Origin of the sequence: Escherichia sp. 93.1518 (assembly GCF_013368915.2) — a bacterium.
Lineage (GTDB): Bacteria > Pseudomonadota > Gammaproteobacteria > Enterobacterales > Enterobacteriaceae > Escherichia > Escherichia ruysiae.
The window spans coordinates 97,437-112,980 of sequence record NZ_JABWMT020000014.1 but is presented as its reverse complement, the minus strand read 5'-3'; the positions used below and the strand labels follow the sequence as shown (position 1 = coordinate 112,980).

The following is a 15,544-nucleotide window of genomic DNA, read 5'->3' as shown; positions in this document are numbered from 1 at the left end:
GAAGAACGGAAACGCCTTAAACCGGAAAATTTTCATAAATAGCGAAAACCCGCGCGCCTTCCGCCCCGTAGCCTGCCGGATCGCTGGAAAGGACCCAGCTACTAGCGAATGCCAGTAGCCAAGGTGGGCTGCGGGCTTAATTTAAAGCGGTGTGATTTGCAACCATTCAGACGCACTAATCTCAAAGCGACGTCCGTTAGACAACTCGATAATCACGGGTAATTCACCTAGCTCCAGCCAGGCGTTTTTTTCCGTTGGAAAACTAACAGTAGAGATCTGGTAATCCGATACGCTTTCAGCCAGTCGGCAACTTTTAAACACATCACCAAGGGCGGACGCGAAGAATTCATTTAGCTCATATTCAATCTGCTCTTTAGCTGCTGTCATGTTTCTGTCTCATCAACTTGAATAGGGTAATCAGGAATGGATGCGAACTACAGGTCGTCTGCACCATCTTTCAGATTAAAGCAGCGCCACATTTCGTCAGGGTCAGTATTAGCCGACATCTCGCGCACCTGATTAATATTTGGCGATATTACAACAGGCACTCAATGAATGCATGTTGTAAGCCTCTCGCTCAGGAGCACTGAATCGTTCCATTATTGAATTAAATTTATGCGACTCTTTCATCAAAACCTCCTGACAAAGATACCGTGCGACCACGGTCGCACGCTCCTGAATACATGCCCTGTTTCTTCCACCCTCGCACAGGGCTGGCGAGCATGAGGGACAAACCCGCGAATCATAAACGCGGTAAAAACCCGGTGTGCATCGTTTTTGATTATTCCCACACACTCACGCAGAAGGAATTCCCCGTCGGGCTACGGTCATGGTTAATGCAGGAATACGGCGACAATACAGCGCAGCTAAAAGGGTAATGGACAGAAAGAGCGGTTTATTTCATTCCACAGGATTCTGAGTGCCCCCCTCCTCCAATGGGCTGAGCATCCACCTATATAGTTTTAATTTTCATCAATCCATTTAACTATCGTTTAATTGTTGTCACATAGGATTCTGCCGTTTTTAACAATGCAGGATAATAAGATGAAAAAAATGTTGTTTTCTGCCGCTCTGGCAATGCTTATTACAGGATGTGCTCAACAGACGTTTACTGTTGGAAACAAACCGACAGCAGTAACACCAAAGGAAACCATCACCCATCACTTCTTCGTTTCGGGAATTGGACAGGAGAAAACTGTTGATGCAGCCAAAATTTGTGGCGGCGCAGAAAATGTTGTTAAAACAGAAACCCAGCAAACATTCGTAAATGGATTGCTCGGTTTTATTACTTTAGGCATTTATACTCCGCTGGAAGCGCGTGTGTATTGCTCACAATAATTGCATGAGTTGCCCATCGATATGGGCAGCTCTATCTGCACTGCTCATTAATATACTTCTGGGTTCCTTCCAGTTGTTTTTGCATAGTGATCAGCCTCTCTCTGAGGGTGAAATAATCCCGTTCAGCGGTGTCTGCCAGTCGGGGGGAGGCTGCATTATCCACGCCGGAGGCGGTGGTGGCTTCACGCACTGACTGACAGACTGCTTTGATGTGCAACCGACGACGACCAGCGGCAACATCATCACGCAGAGCATCATTTTCAGCTTTCGCATTAGCTAACTCCTTCGTGTATTTTTCATCCAGTGCAGCAACATCACGCTGGCGCTGCTGCATGTCAGTAATGGTGGCGTTCGCCTGGCTGAGTTTTTCCTTCGCTTTATCGCGCTGGTCTTTGTAGGAGATGGCGTTATCACGGTAATAATTGACTGCCCATGACAGGCTGACGATGATGCAGATAACCAGAGCGGAGATAATCGCGGTTACTCTGCTCATTTCTGCCCCCACAAACAGATTTCACGCTCAATCTCACGGCGAGTCATCAGGCCTTTCCATTGCTTACCGCCAGCGTATGTCCAGCGACGTAGCTGATCACATACGCCTTTGATATCGCCCTGGTTTATTTTGCGAAGAAGCGTCGATGTTCTGAAATTTCCAGCACCCACGTTGTAAACGAACGAGTAAAGAGCACCGCGCGTTGTTTCCGGTATATCGACTTTGATGTACGGGTTAATTTGTCTGGCGACCGTGGCAAGGTCTTTATTCAGGAGGGTTTTGCATTCTGCTTCGGTATACGTTTTACCGAGCATAATGTCTTTTCCGGTGTGCCCGTAACATACAGTCCATACGCCAACGATATCTTTATATGGTATGTAGCTGACACCTTCCAGACCATCGTTACCACTCGGACCAGTGATGAGCACAGACGCTATGGCAACAGCCCCGCCACCAATAGCAGCTGCTACAGCCTTGCGTAATGATGGCGACATTATTCACCTCTCGCAGCCTTACGCTTATCTTCTTTAATCTTGAAATAAAGGTTTGTCAGATAAGTGAGAAAACCCAACACAAGGCTTCCAAGCACTCCAATCGCCGCCCACTGTGACGGACTGACCTGATCAAGCCACTGTAAAAACCAGTAGCCAGCACTGCCTGCAGAGGTGCCGTAGGCAATGCCCGTTGTTAACTTGTCCATGGATTTCATAGCCTCACCTCCGCGAATAACGGATGGTGTACACGGTTCGGAACGAAGAGGAAAGGTATAGAAGTTACATTAGCGTAAGGCTTGAACATCTATTCAAAAAGAAAAACGCCAGCGATTATTCTGGCGTAGCTAAAAGCATCATACAATTATCAAATACGAAAATTACAAAATCATTAAAACGCATCACGTTACATCATGTCTTTTTCTAAAAAAAATCTTGATGAATATTGATGGGGAGGAACACCAAAATATCTTCTGAAAACACTTACAAAATATGACGTGTTTTCATAACCGCATATCTCAGCAACTTTTCCAACAGAATATAAATTGTAGCTTAATAACCTTTCCGCCATCACCATTCGCTCTTCAAGAATTAATTTACTAAATGATAAGCCTTCGTGCTTTAATTTTCTTTTTAACAGACTTTCACTCAGATACAGTCTTGAAGATATATCACAAAGTCTCCATGTTGCAGATATATCCGTGTGAATAATAGCCTTAACTTTACTTCCTAAACTATTAAGACATCCAAATAAAAAACTTTGCACTATTTTCTCTGAAGATAAGATAGCAAGACATGCAAGTGATATTTGATTTCTAACAAAATCCACAGTTCTGCCATCACAATTCAAGCATGCAATCAAGTTCTTTAACAATGAAAAATCTTCACATTCCACCATCAAGTATGCCGGATAAAACCTTCTTACAGAAAAAGGTGAGAGTGTGTTGCTTTTAAAGAAATCATTAACTGTTTTCTCTTCAACATCTACGATCATTACATGATCTATATTTGATGAAAAAAAATCTTTTAAATTGTAATCAATGAGAACAGCACTTCCTTTTTTAAACAAAATATCTTCTTTACCAATTCGGACATCAAACGAGTTCAACACCAAAATGATAGAACATATGTATGGCATATTATCCACCTGATATCATTGGGGTTACACCAGGTAAGTATAGGTGGAAAATCAATATTCGCCAGTTCAACAATAAGGAAAATCTCATTGCATCACAAGTATAAAATTATGTATTTAACTCACAAAGACAAATTATTAAACCAATCTGTTATATTATATATAGCTGCGTGGAATCATAATATCATATATTTTGACTGGCATGTTTACCAAATTTAAGTTGCATCTCAATGGTTTCTTCAGCGTAAACAGAGTTTTTATACAAACTGACACTCTGGGTATCATAGTGTAGTTTTTACGATTGTAAATATCCTGCATGCAGGAACTCATCCTTTTGGATGATATCGCATACAATTAATTTACCATCAGTCTTAGAGCCAGTTCGTCCGGATAGGGATCGAAGTAATTCTGTGTAAGCAAGTAATCATTAGGATACTCACCCAGATAATGCTTCAGCAGAGTCAACGGCGCAAGAAGAGGTAATGTGCCAGAACGATAGTTAAGTATAACCTCGCTCAACTCTTTACGCTGGCGTGTACTTAAGTAGTTACTAAAATACCCCTGTATATGCATCAGCACATTCGTGTGATTTTTACGTGATGCAGGTTTTCTGAGAATCGCCATCAGCTTATCACGATACACCTCAAAGTATGATTCAAGGTCCGCCCACTCGTGTATTGCAGCCACAAATGGTCCCATATCTTTATAGCCTGCCTGACTATGCGCCAACAACTGAAGCTTATAACGACTATGAAAAGCTAATAACTCTCTTCTTGATAATTTCTCCTTGTAAAGGTGATTGAGCTCATGCAAAGCAAAAACTCTTTCAACAAAATTCTCACGAAGCACTGGATCATGTAATCGCCCATCCTCTTCAACCGGTAGCCAGGAAAACTTTTCCATCAAAGTGCTCGTAAATAGTCCCACTCCATCTTTACGACCTCGATTACCATTTTCATCATAGACACGCACGCGCTCCATGCCACAGCTGGGAGATTTAGCACAAACCACAAACCCCGATACATCCTTTAATTTGTCCATATAAGAACGACTAAACTCTGTCATTCTCTCTGTCACATCCTCATTCTGGTCGTGGCTGAAACACATCCGTATATTTCCTTGCGTCGAGCGCACAAGACGTAGAGCAGGACGCGGAACTGGCAGCCCTATAGCCATTTCCGGACATACTGGTCTGAATGTTACCCATTCCACTAATTTGTCCATTAAAAAGTCAGCTCTTTTGTGACCACCATCAAAACGAACAGCAGAACCGGCCAAACAACCGCTGATTCCAATCACAGGTTTTTTTATCATATTCTCCCCCTTGACTAATTCATTAACACATAAACTGTGTAGTGCACGGAATAAATTGCCTTTCTGGCGTCATCACTGACAATTTTTCTGTTATGGACTATTCCTAATATAGTATGAAAGTTCTTTAAGTGATCGGTCGTAATCATCTATCTTTCATACTTACTCTCAACTATCAAAAGTACAGGATTTATTATGAAGTTATGGCCTGTGTTGACTGGCATTGCACTCTCTTTCACTCTTATAGCATGTAAGGCCCCGACACCACCTAAAGGTGTGCAGCCGATTACAAATTTTGACGCCAACCGCTACCTCGGAAAATGGTATGAAATAGCTCGCCTCGAGAACCGGTTCGAACGTGGTCTGGAACAGGTCAGCGCTACTTATGGAAAACGGAACGACGGAGGGATTCGTGTACTTAACCGTGGATACGATCCAACGAAAAATAAATGGAGCGAGAGCGAAGGTAAAGCATACTTTACTGGAGATACTAAAACTGCAGCGTTGAAGGTTTCGTTTTTTGGCCCCTTCTATGGTGGCTATAATGTAATCAAACTGGATGATGAGTATAAGTATGCTCTTGTCAGTGGTCCGAACAGAGAATACCTATGGATTCTGGCAAGGACCCCAACTATTCCAGATAAAGTAAAAGCAGACTATGTGCGAACCGCTCAAAAGTTGGGATTCAATGTCAATGAATTATTATGGGTTAAACAATAAAATCCCTACCCGAAATAATACTTATTAGAAAAAAACCAGCCTTTGGGGAGGCTGGCTAAATCAGGAAACAAGCTGTTATATGATAATAACTACGTTGCGATTCCAACATTTAAAATGTTAGACTAATGAGAATCAGACAGCAACTTTTCCTTTAATTATTTCGAACAATCAGCATCCATCTCCAATCGGAGATCCAACACCATCAGCATACCCTCCACTACGCCCTCAGCTTTCTGGAGCATCCTGCCAACCCAACAATCAGATCGCCCATGCTTACGTGCAAGCGCCATAAAAGTCATGCCGCCGACATAATAGTCCACCAATAAATCATGCAAATCGCTGTTGTTCTTTTTCAGACGGGCCATGCACCCGCAAATGATCATCGCGTCATCGTCACAACATTGCGGGCGAGATTTTACTTTTGAAGGAATTAATCCCTTAAAACCGGCGGCAATGGACGACCAGGTCACATCTTCATGATTATTAGCCGCCCACGCTCCCCAACGCTCAAGAACCATCTGAATATCACGCATCAACTTACTCCACAAAACTCAGACCAGAACGCCAATTACAAGCAAAAATCAACAAAACAGTATTAGTTGATTGTTATCTCTGACTTCATACTCCTGCTCCTGTCAGTGTTTTGGCGTAATTCTTCAGTATTCGGTAATCGGTCAAAACAGAGCCGGGGAAACGATATAAGCGCAGACGCCCCCAGCGGTGGCGAAGAAGTTCTGCCATATTAAACTCAAACATCATTCATTCCCCATTTCGGTGATGGTCAGTTCCAGCCTCCCACCTTTGGTAACAGGCATCTTCACAACGCGGTAATCAACGACCTGAGCATCATCCAGCCAGAAACCTGCTTTAGTGAGTGCGTCAAAAGCGGCTTTTTGCAGATTATCCAGGTCACGGCTACGGCGATCCGGCATGTGGCACTCAATGCGGATTTTCACAGGCATAGCCAGGCCGATATCCAGCATTGCGTTTTTAATGATTCGGGCGACGTTATCGCGGTATGCCTGCCCCTCTGCACTGACGTGCGTGCGCCCGCGATTATGGCGGTAATAGCGATTATTGCTCGGAGGCCAGGGTAATGTGATACTGTAGGTATTCACGCCTTAATAACCCCCTCTTTCAGCCAGATAACCTGTGTTCTCGCCATACCTTCCAGCGCGCATTCTTTTGCATATGCAGCATCGACAAAATGTGTGCGGCGGTCGATTTCGTCGTGGCAGGCAGAACATGCAATGGTGGCAATCAGGTCTGGCGGTTTGATACCGGTACCGCACAATCCAGCCAGCCGGATATGTGCCAGTACAGACGTTTCAGAATTGCCATTACATACGCCAGGGATTCTTACCTGGCATTCCCGACCACGCGCTGCTTTTCTCAAATCAGCCATGATTCCTCCTTGCTGCCAGTCGCAACCATTTTTTATCAACCAGGCTAGCGGTATATCCGAGCAGTGTTGGTATTTCGGATGGCTTCAGCTCAGGCTTACGCTTACGACGATTTGATACTCTGTAGATGTGTCCGTTCATGACACGAATAAGCGGTGTAGCCATTACGCCTCCTGCTTGTCGCGGAGCAGCTGGAACTCGCAGCTCTGCGGAATAGTCAGGTGGCAGCCAATATTCACCGCCCAGGCTTCAACCTTACACAGGAAGACATACATCTCTCCGGTATCAAGATCGGAGGTATGGCGTAACGACTGGATAGTGGTGATATCACCGGTTACGACATCAACCAGGTCTTTGGTTTCATAACCGAGATATGTGTGTTTGAGAGCATCTTTTACCCAAGCTGGAGTGGCGAACGTTTTACCCCTGCTGATGAGGTATTCACTGATTTCGCTGTACCACATGTGGCTGAGTGCATTCTGGGAAAGACTGCGTTTCTCACGCCACGGTTTAAGCACCATGCGAAAGCATTTGCCCTCCTCCAGATAAGGCTGGATCTGCCGACCGATAGCGGTGAAGTTGCCGCGATGTAATTTGATGCCGTCTTGTGAGAGGTTCACGCTTCACCTCCGCAGAGGTCAAACGCTAGATGCAAAGAATTGCAGGTGCATTTCTGCATCTGTGAAGGGAGAAGAGAGTTTGGATTGTATGTGCGCATAAACGTCCCCGTTTAGCGCAGAAGTCACCGGAGTTGTTCAGGCTCCGGTGACATAATTATGCCGTGTTGATTTCCCAAAATCAAAATCGATAGAATTGCTCCTTCTTAAAACACTTTTACTCTCTGGAAGCTTTTCTTATCTCTCTTGGTGTTATATTAAAACGATTATGAAATCTTTCAGTAAAACGAGAAGGACACTTATAACCATTTTCTCTGGCAATCTCGCTTATAGGTTTTACCGTCGTTTGTATAGCAGACAACGCATTATTTAACCTCACATCGTCCAGTATACTTTGGAAACTTACCCCCTCGCTTGCTAGACGGCGATGTAATGTAGAAACAGAAATGTAGAGATATCGAGCAACCTTGTTTGCTGTCCATTTTGTGCCGGGTTCGGATAGCAGCAGGTTATAACAACGACTTATCAATGATTGTTTACTATATGATAAAAGTAAATGATTAACATGATTCACTCCTAACGAAAGTAGAACGCCCATTGCTAAGTGCTCCTGAATTTTAGTTGAGAAGCCTCGGGAAACAGATGTTTTTAGTTGCTCCCAACAATATATTAACTCAGGATTCTGAGGTAAAAAGAAACTTGTTTTGTTACGTATTTGATCAGTTACCGTATAAAGTTTTTGGAAACTCTCAATTAAATCAATGGGTAAGTAAAGCATTTCTGCAAGATAAAGCCCTGCTTCAGGATAATTCTCAATATAAAATTCATAACCACAAGGAAATAATATTATTTGATTATTATCAACAGTTAAAGTATGCGTCTCCCAATTGATAACTTTCTTTCCCTGACGGATACGACACAAAGCTGGCATAAGAGGCTTAACCCTATGAATCTCATGATGTTTATGCATCCGTATTTCTTCGATCTTTAAGTTAGTCTTACCTCTTGCCAGCATACTCTCACCCTACTTTATCTCATAAACTGGTGTTATCTCAGCGGTTGCGATTTTATTAGCATTAAGCATATAACCAACTAACGCTCCGCTGGAGTTAGAATCTACAGGAATCTTTTCAGTTTTTAGAGCCCATACTTTAAACTGGTAATGATGTGGTTTATCTCCTTTAGGAGGACATGCGCCACCAAACCCAGCATAGCCAAAATCATTTCGGCCTTGAACAGCACCAGTCGGCAGTTTTGTTCCATCACGTCTCCCTGCATCAACGGGCAAATATGTTATTGTTGCTGGAATATTAACAACAGTCCAATGCCACCAACCACTGCCTGTAGGTGCATCTGGATCATATACAGTTACGGCAAAGCTTTTGGTACCTTCAGGAACACCAGACCAGGTTAATGAGGGCGATGTATTACCACCTTCACACCCAAATCCAGAAAAGACATGAGACGTTGTAAGTTGCTCTCCTGTTTTTATTTCATTACTAGTGACCTGAAATGCTGCAGCCTGCGCAGAAAATGTTATGAATGCCAATACAGTTGAAACGATAAGTGTTTTCATAAAAACCTCTTTGTTATGACCTATCGTTATTTTATTTGATATTCCTTTATCTCATTATGCATAAAGGCGCAATGTTTATGCAAAAGCAATCACAATTGTACCCCCAACCCAATTATTTGCCACAATATACACAAAGCACATTGATACTATCTAAAAACTCTGCTTTATTATTAGTAATACCTACGAAAGTCGGTGTTATTTTTTAACCTACCATTCAAAATACGTGACATACACCATTTTGCTCATAATAATTTGTCACGTATTTTCAGTATTTGAATCTGCGACCAAGAGTTCTCACCTAACAAATGATTAAGATTGTATAGCTCATTTACTACCCCAATACAGCCGTACAAAACTCGCTTGTGGGAACAAACAAAGTAATTACCCATTAAGTTTCGTCAAAGATAATTAATTCTGTCTTGCACTTTATCACCATAGCATAACTTAAAATCCGAGATCATTATTTAGAAATAAATCTCACCATCAACCATATATTTGAGAGCACTTATCGCCTGCTGGGCGGATATTACTTTCATTAAAGGATAGTGTTTAAAAACAATGCCATTCATAAAATAGATATCACAGGTTTTATTATCCGTATTAATTATGATTTTTTCGAATGTTTTATAGGCAAGTGTACGGCATAACTCTCGTCCATTTTTACTGGTTAAGTCAATAGCATAAAAATCACTGAATGAATTTACACCTTTACTCTTCAAAGTTTTCAATGATACCGAAGCCCTTCGTAATTCCTTATCTAATAGTCTTATTTTCTCTGCTATAGCGGTAACTTCAGGCGCGACAGACAATGCAACGATTAAATTATTAATTTTCATCTGAAGCTCAATAATTTTTAACTCTAAAGTTTCATTAGCATCTTTCTTGTTTTCAACTGGTTGAATTTTGCTACAATTAAAAAGCAATTCATTAATGATATTATAATCAACCAAATCTCTTTTTATTGATGGCCTGTCACATCGATGTAATCTTCTCATCGGACAAACATAATAGCCATGCAAACTTCCAGATACCGCATGAACAATCATGGTATTACCACAAGCCTCACACTTCATAACTGTTCGAAGTAGATTTATTAGCATAGGATTCTTGCTACTATTGCTAATACCAAAAGGTGCCAACCGAATTTCCTGTACAGCGTAAAACAAATCATCTGATATGACTCTGGGATAATAGCCAGCGATTTCACTTATCCCTTTCCCTCTTGCACGATATGAAGGTACGCATATACCTATCAGAGCTTTATTCGCTAATAATTTTTCAATTACAGAAGGTCCCCATGCACTTTCTTTTCCTGAGAAATTCTTTACAGCATGATCATTTAAATACTTGGCTATTGCATTCAATGAGCGCCTTTCCATCCTGAGTTTAAAAATTAGCTCAATAGTTTTCACCCTGTCGGGGTCTGGAACAAAAGCCGTTCTTTTGTCATCTAAGGAGAGCCATCTCGGACAAGACGCCGTCATAATCGTACCTGATTCCAGTGCATCCTGCCGTTTTTTCTTCCATGATAATTTAACCCGACTTGACTTTATCTCGCTTTCTTCATTTGCCCTTTGTGCTATAAGTATGGCTTTTATTAATGAATATGGCTCATTCAAAGAGTCAATATTATAGACTGTATTGTCGCAAAGAGTTATAACATCAATACCGTGATTCAAAATCAATTTCAGACGTTCAATCGCTTCACCGACTTTTTCTCTTGAAAGTCTGTCCAGACTTTCAACTAACAATGTAGTTCCTGGCAATATATAACCATGCTCTATAGCATCTAAAAATTCCGAAAAAGCTCCTGATTGTGCATGCTTTCCTTTGAATGCACTTAATCCTAAATCTTCATATGTTATGGTATCAAGATAATAATCACTATTTACCTTTAACCATTCAGCAATAAGTCTTCTCTGTCGGTTTAATGAGTCACCAGACATCTGACCTGGTGATGAAAATCGCATATATGCTATGGCTTTTTTCATGGTGACACCTGCTAACGTATGCTTTTATAAACCTTAGTGGTGGGATATAATTTTTGTTTAATTTTTATTTAAAAAGACAATTAAGGTCACATTATCTTGAATATACAACAATAATCGTATTGCAATTTTCTTACGCCATAATCTTGAAAGCACAAAAGAATACATAAAAAATAAAGACATTAACAAAAAGCATAAAACGAGGCTCATATAAATATAAGAGCCTCCATATTTTAGTCGTTTAGAAACAAATTATTTTAATGTGGTGTGCTTCGTGACAATAAATTAATAACCAACACACCGGCACAAATCAACATCATGCCTATAATGGCTGGCAGGTCCAGCCGTTGGCCGAAAAGTCCCCATGACAGTAAGCTAATCAGGACAATACCGACTCCTGACCAGATAGCATAAGCAATCCCTGTAGGAATATAAGCCAGCGTCTGAGCTAATAACCAGAATGATGCACAATAACAAATAATTGTACCAACAGATGGCCATAACCGTGTAAAACCTTCTGAAAACTTCATTAAGGTTGTACCAATGACCTCTGCAAGTATTGCACCACCAAGATAAATATAAGGGTTCATAGCATATTCTTTCCTGTTCAAACTGGAGAGAATTGTACTACAGTTTGAACTCAACTCACCTGTTTCATCATTGTGTACCCATTGATGTTCTTTTATATACTCTCAATACCCGTTTCATCGCGGCACTCTGGCGACACTCCTTAAAAATCAGATTCGTGCTCACCTTTCCTTCCCGTTCTTCTCTGGTAGCGAACCGGTAATACACCGTTCGCTAGACCTTACCATCAACGACCAGGATTCCTGCCCGCGCCATTTTAGCCGCAGCCTGATTTATGCTGGTTACGGTTTCGCCTGTTACCGCGGCAACGTCCTGTGCACAGTGATCTTGCCCAGCAATAGTGGACACGCGGCTAAGTGAGTAAACTCTCAGTCAGAGGTGACTCACATGACAAAAACAGTATCAACCAGTAAAAAACCCCGTAAACAGCATTCGCCTGAATTTCGCAGTGAAGCCCTGAAGCTTGCTGAACGCATCGGTGTTACTGCCGCAGCCCGTGAACTCAGCCTGTATGAATCACAGCTCTACAACTGGCGCAGTAAACAGCAAAATCAGCAGACGTCTTCTGAACGTGAACTGGAGATGTCTACCGAGATTGCACGTCTCAAACGCCAGCTGGCAGAACGGGATGAAGAGCTGGCTATCCTCCAAAAGGCCGCGACATACTTCGCGAAGCGCCTGAAATGAAGTATGTCTTTATTGAAAAACATCAGGCTGAGTTCAGCATCAAAGCAATGTGCCGCGTGCTCCGGGTGGCCCGCAGCGGCTGGTATACGTGGTGTCAGCGGCGGACAAGGATAAGCACGCGTCAGCAGTTCCGCCAACACTGCGACAGCGTTGTCCTCGCGGCTTTTACCCGGTCAAAACAGCGTTACGGTGCCCCACGCCTGACGGATGAACTGCGTGCTCAGGGTTACCCCTTTAACGTAAAAACCGTGGCGGCAAGCCTGCGCCGTCAGGGACTGAGGGCAAAGGCCTCCCGGAAGTTCAGCCCGGTCAGCTACCGCGCACACGGCCTGCCTGTGTCAGAAAATCTGTTGGAGCAGGATTTTTACGCCAGTGGCCCGAACCAGAAGTGGGCAGGAGACATCACGTACTTACGTACAGATGAAGGCTGGCTGTATCTGGCAGTGGTCATTGACCTGTGGTCACGTGCCGTTATTGGCTGGTCAATGTCGCCACGCATGACGGCGCAACTGGCCTGCGATGCCCTGCAGATGGCGCTGTGGCGGCGTAAGAGGCCCCGGAACGTTATCGTTCACACGGACCGTGGAGGCCAGTACTGTTCAGCAGATTATCAGGCGCAACTGAAGCGGCATAATCTGCGTGGAAGTATGAGCGCAAAAGGTTGCTGCTACGATAATGCCTGCGTGGAAAGCTTCTTTCATTCGCTGAAAGTGGAATGTATCCATGGAGAACACTTTATCAGCCGGGAAATAATGCGGGCAACGGTGTTTAATTATATCGAATGTGATTACAATCGGTGGCGGCGGCACAGTTGGTGTGGCGGCCTCAGTCCGGAACAATTTGAAAACCAGAACCTCGCTTAGGCCTGTGTCCATATTACGTGGGTAGGATCACAGAAGCTCTTATGCGTCCCCAGGTAATGAATAATTGCCTCTTTGCCCGTCATACACTTGCTCCTTTCAGTCCGAACTTAGCTTTAATTTCTGCGATCTTCGCCAGAGCCTGTGCACGATTTAGAGGTCTACCGCCCATAACAGGAAGTTGTTTTACTGGTTCAGGTATCGTCTCACCACGGTTAATTCGCGCTGTCATACAGGTCAGTTCATCGGCAGCCTTGCGCCGTAATTCCGCGTCAGTCAGCGCATTGGCCCGCATGTTCTGGTACAAGTTGGTAACCAGCCAGTAATGCGCGTTCGATTTCCACGGATAAGACTCTGCATCCGGATACAGGCCACGCTTCCGGCAATACTCGTAAACCATATCAACCAGCTCGCTGACGTTTGGCAGCCCGGCGTTAACAAATGCTTCTTCCCGGCACCAGGCGACAAACTGCCCGGGTGATGGCAGGAATGGTCGATTCTGCCGACGGGCTACGCGCATTCCAGCGTTAACCTGTTCCATTGTGGTGATCCCGTTTTCCCGGAAAGCCAGAACCCACTGGCGGCGGATTTCGTTCAGTTCATTCTGGTCACGGTTAGCCAGGCTCGCCGGGAAAGTTGCCAGTAACTGGCTGAACACACCGTTGATGATCTGCGCTACCTGCTGTACCTGTGGCTTTTCGTCGTACTGTTCCGGCATGTTGTTGGCGATCCGGCGCATCTGCTCACAGTCAAAGTTAACCATCTGTGCGGCGATGTTTTTCATAGTTCCACCCCGTAAATCCAGTCAGTATTCGTCAGGTCGAGTTTTGGTTTGCCGGCTGTCACGCCAGCCTGTTGCTTGTTTCGGTTGATTTCGAGCTGGGTCCACTTGTCGCGGAGTTTGGCCGGACTTAGCACGTTACCGGACCAGAAGTTGTCCTGGCATGCCCAGCGGAACAGCACGCACATGTCGCGGTGGTTACGTCCGTCACGTTCACGCATCAGGCGGATATCGTTAGCCCACCCTGCAAAATTCGGTTTTCTGGCTGATGGCGCGATGGTCTTCACCATGTCAAACATCCACTCTGCGGCGGTCAGGTCTTCTGCTGTCCCCCACTTGCTGCCGCTCTGAATTGCAGCATCCGGTTTCACCACAGGAAGATCGTTTTCTGGTTGGTCAGAGGATTCGCCAGAATTCTCGGACGAAAAAGGTTTTATATTGTCTTTTGTTAGTTTGTCTTTTGTGTTTACCTGATTCGGGTAAACGCCTTTACCTGATTTGGGTAAACTTTTTTTACCTGATTCAGGTAAATTTACCTCTTTCAGGTAAACTTTATTTTTCTTACCTGATTCGGGTAATGTTGACCATTCACTGACCACATTATTAATGCCGGTATTCCGCCCGCTCTGAATCAAAATCCCACGCTTTACCAGAACACTTTTTGCAGCAGAACACTTGTGCGGCAATATCCCGGTTAATTCGGAAAGTTGCTCGTTGCTAACCCAATCCAGTTTTTTATTAAAGCCATATGTTTTGCGCATGACAGCCAGGAAGACCAGAAGCTGGTGCTGTGTTAATCCGGCCAGCATCACAGCTTCCAGCAACTCATTTGCAATGCGCGTATAACCATCATCGAGATCTGCCACGCGCGGCTCCTTTTGTGCCGCATCCGGCACTGGAAAATTGAATATCTCAGCAGTGTTTGCCATAATTCCTCCCGCAATGAGTGTGTTACGATTTGCACCTGAAAGTCGGTTCTGTTCCAGCAGACCGGCTTTCGCCATTTCTGAACCTGTCATATCGCCCCCAGCATGGTAGTAACCATCGCCATCAATGGACCAGCCAGATCTGGGTCCACACGAAACATCGACACAATACCTTCACTAATTTCCTTCAGTTTCTGGTGGCGTGGTGCGTTGAGAATGACAGCCTGTTTTGCCTCACTGAGTTCCTTTTCCATTTCAGCCAACCTAGCCATGAAGCTATCCTGCTCAACCAGGTAACCGCGATATTCCAGCGGTAGTACCGCCAGAATTGCCGGGGTCAGTTCACGCACGTTATTTCGGTATTTTTCAGAATCGAATTTGTTATCGAGGAAGCGGAACAGCTTCTGGCGTGCACGGCTGACATCATCAGGGAAATCGATGGTGCCGCCGCCCTGCTCCCGATACTCATTCACAATGAGTGTGGCAACGACATCCTGATTATCTACAGCCGACCAGGCGCGGACGGCATCACGGATTTTTTCGTGGCCTGGCACCTGTTTTGTTTGAGAACGATTTATCACCGCAGTCGGGCTAAATCCGCTAGTCTGTTGGTATGGAAGTGGTTGCATA

At 44.0% G+C, this 15,544-nt stretch carries 24 protein-coding genes and 1 pseudogene; 3 read left to right on the top strand and 22 right to left on the bottom strand.

What is annotated here, in order from left to right; translation table 11 throughout:
* Window positions 1–141 precede the first annotated feature (141 nt).
* Entirely contained in the window at window positions 142–387 is a 246-nt protein-coding gene (locus tag HEN21_RS12825) for a hypothetical protein (protein WP_000122986.1), read from the bottom strand.
* 657 nt (window positions 388–1,044) lie between these two features.
* Between HEN21_RS12825 and iss the strand changes: the two genes are divergently transcribed.
* Window positions 1,045–1,338 carry an increased serum survival lipoprotein Iss gene (gene iss, locus HEN21_RS12820; protein ID WP_000738423.1) on the top strand — a complete coding sequence of 98 codons (294 nt, stop codon included), beginning with the start codon at window positions 1,045–1,047 and terminating at the stop codon, window positions 1,336–1,338.
* 31 nt (window positions 1,339–1,369) lie between these two features.
* On the opposite strand, the gene HEN21_RS23600 is transcribed toward iss, so the two are convergent.
* The 5 genes from HEN21_RS23600 to HEN21_RS12795 form a co-directional block, all read right to left on the bottom strand.
* On the bottom strand, window positions 1,370–1,831 hold the full coding sequence (locus HEN21_RS23600; protein WP_010354578.1) for a lysis protein: 462 nt from the start codon (window positions 1,829–1,831) through the stop codon (window positions 1,370–1,372).
* A complete protein-coding gene (gene rrrD / locus HEN21_RS12810) occupies window positions 1,828–2,325 on the bottom strand; it encodes a lysozyme RrrD (protein WP_000075171.1) in 498 nt (165 codons plus the stop codon). Before rrrD ends, HEN21_RS23600 begins: the two co-directional genes overlap by 4 nt.
* Entirely contained in the window at window positions 2,325–2,540 is a 216-nt protein-coding gene (locus tag HEN21_RS12805) for a class II holin family protein (protein ID WP_000839583.1), read from the bottom strand. The genes rrrD and HEN21_RS12805 overlap by 1 nt, the downstream gene beginning before the upstream one ends.
* Before the next feature lie 188 nt (window positions 2,541–2,728).
* Window positions 2,729–3,460: a helix-turn-helix domain-containing protein gene (locus HEN21_RS12800; RefSeq protein WP_001146311.1), complete on the bottom strand. Its 732-nt coding sequence runs from the start codon at window positions 3,458–3,460 to the stop codon at window positions 2,729–2,731.
* Between the two features lie 351 nt (window positions 3,461–3,811).
* Window positions 3,812–4,771, bottom strand: coding sequence for a YbgA family protein (locus HEN21_RS12795; protein WP_000592546.1), 960 nt, complete (start codon window positions 4,769–4,771; stop codon window positions 3,812–3,814).
* 192 nt (window positions 4,772–4,963) lie between these two features.
* Between HEN21_RS12795 and HEN21_RS12790 the strand changes: the two genes are divergently transcribed.
* On the top strand, window positions 4,964–5,488 hold the full coding sequence (locus HEN21_RS12790; RefSeq protein ID WP_000780581.1) for a lipocalin family protein: 525 nt from the start codon (window positions 4,964–4,966) through the stop codon (window positions 5,486–5,488).
* A 155-nt stretch (window positions 5,489–5,643) separates the two neighbouring features.
* Here the strand turns inward: HEN21_RS12790 and HEN21_RS12785 are convergent, their stop codons facing one another.
* The 13 genes and pseudogenes from HEN21_RS12785 to HEN21_RS12725 all read right to left on the bottom strand — a co-directional run bounded on the left by HEN21_RS12785 (window position 5,644) and on the right by HEN21_RS12725 (window position 12,032).
* On the bottom strand, window positions 5,644–6,021 hold the full coding sequence (locus HEN21_RS12785) for an antiterminator Q family protein (RefSeq protein ID WP_001204777.1): 378 nt from the start codon (window positions 6,019–6,021) through the stop codon (window positions 5,644–5,646).
* Window positions 6,022–6,106: 85 nt separating this feature from the next.
* Complete coding sequence (locus HEN21_RS12780) at window positions 6,107–6,247, bottom strand: YlcG family protein (protein WP_000971055.1); 141 nt, start codon at window positions 6,245–6,247, stop codon at window positions 6,107–6,109.
* Window positions 6,244–6,606: a crossover junction endodeoxyribonuclease RusA gene (gene rusA, locus HEN21_RS12775; RefSeq protein ID WP_001099715.1), complete on the bottom strand. Its 363-nt coding sequence runs from the start codon at window positions 6,604–6,606 to the stop codon at window positions 6,244–6,246. Before rusA ends, HEN21_RS12780 begins: the two co-directional genes overlap by 4 nt.
* Window positions 6,603–6,893 carry a DUF1364 domain-containing protein gene (locus tag HEN21_RS12770; protein ID WP_000774488.1) on the bottom strand — a complete coding sequence of 97 codons (291 nt, stop codon included), beginning with the start codon at window positions 6,891–6,893 and terminating at the stop codon, window positions 6,603–6,605. Before HEN21_RS12770 ends, rusA begins: the two co-directional genes overlap by 4 nt.
* A complete protein-coding gene (locus tag HEN21_RS12765) occupies window positions 6,886–7,056 on the bottom strand; it encodes a NinE family protein (protein WP_000224916.1) in 171 nt (56 codons plus the stop codon). The genes HEN21_RS12770 and HEN21_RS12765 overlap by 8 nt, the downstream gene beginning before the upstream one ends.
* The gene (gene ybcN, locus HEN21_RS12760; RefSeq protein ID WP_001054342.1) at window positions 7,056–7,511 is read right to left on the bottom strand and encodes a DNA base-flipping protein YbcN; all 456 of its coding nucleotides are present in this window, start codon (window positions 7,509–7,511) and stop codon (window positions 7,056–7,058) included. The genes HEN21_RS12765 and ybcN overlap by 1 nt, the downstream gene beginning before the upstream one ends.
* Window positions 7,508–7,609 (bottom strand): hypothetical protein, encoded by a 102-nt coding sequence (locus HEN21_RS12755; RefSeq protein WP_001303586.1) that lies wholly within the window; start codon window positions 7,607–7,609, stop codon window positions 7,508–7,510. Before HEN21_RS12755 ends, ybcN begins: the two co-directional genes overlap by 4 nt.
* 116 nt (window positions 7,610–7,725) lie before the next feature.
* A complete protein-coding gene (locus HEN21_RS12750) occupies window positions 7,726–8,523 on the bottom strand; it encodes a helix-turn-helix transcriptional regulator (protein WP_000881075.1) in 798 nt (265 codons plus the stop codon).
* Between the two features lie 9 nt (window positions 8,524–8,532).
* The gene (ybcL, locus tag HEN21_RS12745) at window positions 8,533–9,084 is read right to left on the bottom strand and encodes a Raf kinase inhibitor-like protein YbcL (protein WP_001445652.1); all 552 of its coding nucleotides are present in this window, start codon (window positions 9,082–9,084) and stop codon (window positions 8,533–8,535) included.
* Between the two features lie 464 nt (window positions 9,085–9,548).
* Window positions 9,549–11,075, bottom strand: coding sequence for a recombinase family protein (locus tag HEN21_RS12740; protein ID WP_000709082.1), 1,527 nt, complete (start codon window positions 11,073–11,075; stop codon window positions 9,549–9,551).
* Window positions 11,076–11,132: 57 nt separating this feature from the next.
* A complete protein-coding gene (gene ylcJ / locus HEN21_RS12735) occupies window positions 11,133–11,282 on the bottom strand; it encodes a protein YlcJ (RefSeq protein WP_001299444.1) in 150 nt (49 codons plus the stop codon).
* 47 nt (window positions 11,283–11,329) lie between these two features.
* A complete protein-coding gene (emrE, locus tag HEN21_RS12730) occupies window positions 11,330–11,662 on the bottom strand; it encodes a multidrug efflux SMR transporter EmrE (RefSeq protein WP_001070451.1) in 333 nt (110 codons plus the stop codon).
* A gap of 67 nt (window positions 11,663–11,729) precedes the next feature.
* Window positions 11,730–12,032 (bottom strand): annotated as a pseudogene (locus HEN21_RS12725) (protein ren).
* A gap of 15 nt (window positions 12,033–12,047) precedes the next feature.
* Here HEN21_RS12725 and HEN21_RS12720 point away from each other — a divergent pair.
* A protein-coding gene (locus tag HEN21_RS12720; RefSeq protein ID WP_085947598.1) for an IS3-like element IS3 family transposase occupies window positions 12,048–13,210 on the top strand; the annotation gives its coding sequence in 2 pieces (ribosomal slippage) (window positions 12,048–12,309 and window positions 12,309–13,210; 1,164 coding nt in all).
* 79 nt (window positions 13,211–13,289) lie between these two features.
* Here the strand turns inward: HEN21_RS12720 and HEN21_RS12715 are convergent.
* Genes HEN21_RS12715 through HEN21_RS12705 form a run of 3 tightly spaced genes read right to left on the bottom strand, consistent with a single transcriptional unit; the run spans window position 13,290 to window position 15,543 of the window.
* Window positions 13,290–13,991, bottom strand: coding sequence for a replication protein P (locus HEN21_RS12715; RefSeq protein ID WP_062876764.1), 702 nt, complete (start codon window positions 13,989–13,991; stop codon window positions 13,290–13,292).
* The gene (locus tag HEN21_RS12710) at window positions 13,988–15,007 is read right to left on the bottom strand and encodes a replication protein (RefSeq protein ID WP_176252515.1); all 1,020 of its coding nucleotides are present in this window, start codon (window positions 15,005–15,007) and stop codon (window positions 13,988–13,990) included. The genes HEN21_RS12715 and HEN21_RS12710 overlap by 4 nt, the downstream gene beginning before the upstream one ends.
* Window positions 15,004–15,543 (bottom strand): toxin YdaT domain-containing protein, encoded by a 540-nt coding sequence (locus tag HEN21_RS12705; protein ID WP_001182772.1) that lies wholly within the window; start codon window positions 15,541–15,543, stop codon window positions 15,004–15,006. Before HEN21_RS12705 ends, HEN21_RS12710 begins: the two co-directional genes overlap by 4 nt.
* Window position 15,544 lies beyond the last annotated feature (1 nt).

What these genes read in the sequence shown, in the direction of transcription:
- HEN21_RS12710 (WP_176252515.1), bottom strand. Translation starts at nt 15,007, where the DNA reads ATGACAGGTTCAGAAATGGCGAAAGCCGGTCTGCTGGAACAGAACCGA.
- HEN21_RS12740 (WP_000709082.1), bottom strand. Translation starts at nt 11,075, where the DNA reads ATGAAAAAAGCCATAGCATATATGCGATTTTCATCACCAGGTCAGATG.
- HEN21_RS12790 (WP_000780581.1), top strand. Translation starts at nt 4,964, where the DNA reads ATGAAGTTATGGCCTGTGTTGACTGGCATTGCACTCTCTTTCACTCTT.
- emrE (WP_001070451.1), bottom strand. Translation starts at nt 11,662, where the DNA reads ATGAACCCTTATATTTATCTTGGTGGTGCAATACTTGCAGAGGTCATT.
- HEN21_RS12800 (WP_001146311.1), bottom strand. Translation starts at nt 3,460, where the DNA reads ATGCCATACATATGTTCTATCATTTTGGTGTTGAACTCGTTTGATGTC.
- HEN21_RS12750 (WP_000881075.1), bottom strand. Translation starts at nt 8,523, where the DNA reads ATGCTGGCAAGAGGTAAGACTAACTTAAAGATCGAAGAAATACGGATG.
- HEN21_RS12755 (WP_001303586.1), bottom strand. Translation starts at nt 7,609, where the DNA reads ATGCGCACATACAATCCAAACTCTCTTCTCCCTTCACAGATGCAGAAA.
- HEN21_RS12780 (WP_000971055.1), bottom strand. Translation starts at nt 6,247, where the DNA reads ATGATGTTTGAGTTTAATATGGCAGAACTTCTTCGCCACCGCTGGGGG.
- HEN21_RS12785 (WP_001204777.1), bottom strand. Translation starts at nt 6,021, where the DNA reads ATGCGTGATATTCAGATGGTTCTTGAGCGTTGGGGAGCGTGGGCGGCT.
- HEN21_RS12715 (WP_062876764.1), bottom strand. Translation starts at nt 13,991, where the DNA reads ATGAAAAACATCGCCGCACAGATGGTTAACTTTGACTGTGAGCAGATG.
- HEN21_RS12795 (WP_000592546.1), bottom strand. Translation starts at nt 4,771, where the DNA reads ATGATAAAAAAACCTGTGATTGGAATCAGCGGTTGTTTGGCCGGTTCT.
- ylcJ (WP_001299444.1), bottom strand. Translation starts at nt 11,282, where the DNA reads ATGAGCCTCGTTTTATGCTTTTTGTTAATGTCTTTATTTTTTATGTAT.
- HEN21_RS23600 (WP_010354578.1), bottom strand. Translation starts at nt 1,831, where the DNA reads ATGAGCAGAGTAACCGCGATTATCTCCGCTCTGGTTATCTGCATCATC.
- iss (WP_000738423.1), top strand. Translation starts at nt 1,045, where the DNA reads ATGAAAAAAATGTTGTTTTCTGCCGCTCTGGCAATGCTTATTACAGGA.
- HEN21_RS12825 (WP_000122986.1), bottom strand. Translation starts at nt 387, where the DNA reads ATGACAGCAGCTAAAGAGCAGATTGAATATGAGCTAAATGAATTCTTC.
- HEN21_RS12765 (WP_000224916.1), bottom strand. Translation starts at nt 7,056, where the DNA reads ATGGCTACACCGCTTATTCGTGTCATGAACGGACACATCTACAGAGTA.
- rrrD (WP_000075171.1), bottom strand. Translation starts at nt 2,325, where the DNA reads ATGTCGCCATCATTACGCAAGGCTGTAGCAGCTGCTATTGGTGGCGGG.
- HEN21_RS12805 (WP_000839583.1), bottom strand. Translation starts at nt 2,540, where the DNA reads ATGAAATCCATGGACAAGTTAACAACGGGCATTGCCTACGGCACCTCT.
- HEN21_RS12705 (WP_001182772.1), bottom strand. Translation starts at nt 15,543, where the DNA reads ATGCAACCACTTCCATACCAACAGACTAGCGGATTTAGCCCGACTGCG.
- HEN21_RS12770 (WP_000774488.1), bottom strand. Translation starts at nt 6,893, where the DNA reads ATGGCTGATTTGAGAAAAGCAGCGCGTGGTCGGGAATGCCAGGTAAGA.
- ybcL (WP_001445652.1), bottom strand. Translation starts at nt 9,084, where the DNA reads ATGAAAACACTTATCGTTTCAACTGTATTGGCATTCATAACATTTTCT.